This window comes from Alteromonas sp. ABE4_545, assembly GCF_056161325.1.
Window position 1 is genome coordinate 1 of sequence record NZ_JBSWYY010000071.1, and the last position, 813, is coordinate 813.

General features: G+C 43.3%; 1 protein-coding gene. It reads right to left on the reverse strand.

The genetic code is table 11. The features are described 5' to 3' along the window. The coding region (locus ACXAH6_RS20355; RefSeq protein WP_474879820.1) for an IS4 family transposase at positions 1 to 813 on the reverse strand (813 nt) is incomplete at both ends.

The following is an 813-nucleotide window of genomic DNA, read 5'->3' on the forward strand; positions in this document are numbered from 1 at the left end:
TGGCAAGGTGCTCATAAGCCCACTTTATGCTTGGGGGAGTCGATGGTATTGTTTTACTCTCGTTTTTCAACCACAGTAATTTCCACGCTTTGGGCGATAGAACCTGTTCACAACTCCTATCTTCATTTTGTTCTTTGGCGAATTTTAACTGCAGTATTCTTACTGCGATAAATGCGTTGATAGTGGCCAGTCGCTCTAAATTATCTTTACTTTGGAGTTGAGCGTCCTCGATATTGGTGCCATCCGTTTTCCACGCCTTATGGTACTCTTCGATTAACCACCTGTGTTCATAATATCCTATGATACGCAGTGCATCTTCCTTGCTTTCTATTACCTCATTGGTCATCAAATGCCAGCATAGTCCATTGTCTGGCTTCGTTCTCTCCTGACATCCGACATAATAAATTGGCAGCGCTTCGCCTTTCTTGTTGGCTGGTACTTTCAGTGTTACCGGCGCAAATACGATATCCAGCGTAGCTGTCCGCGATTTGCGTCCTCCTTTCTGAGCAATATGCACCGTTTTCTGTCCTGCACTAACTAAATCTCCGGCATAATGATAAAGCTTGTTTTTATCTTCTTGGATACAACGACTCTGCATGGAGCGAACAACAAATCGTTGCTTCTGTTTTAGTTTGTATAACAGATACTCATAGATATCGGCTTCCCTGTCACAGACAGATATAACCTTTTTCATTTGTTCTCCCAACCGCGAAGCCATGTTTACCGATGCACTTTCCCACTTGAAACCTTCTTTTTCTTCATACGGGGTAGAAGCATGTTGATGTCTTTTCCCTCGTGTATTTATGTCCCGCG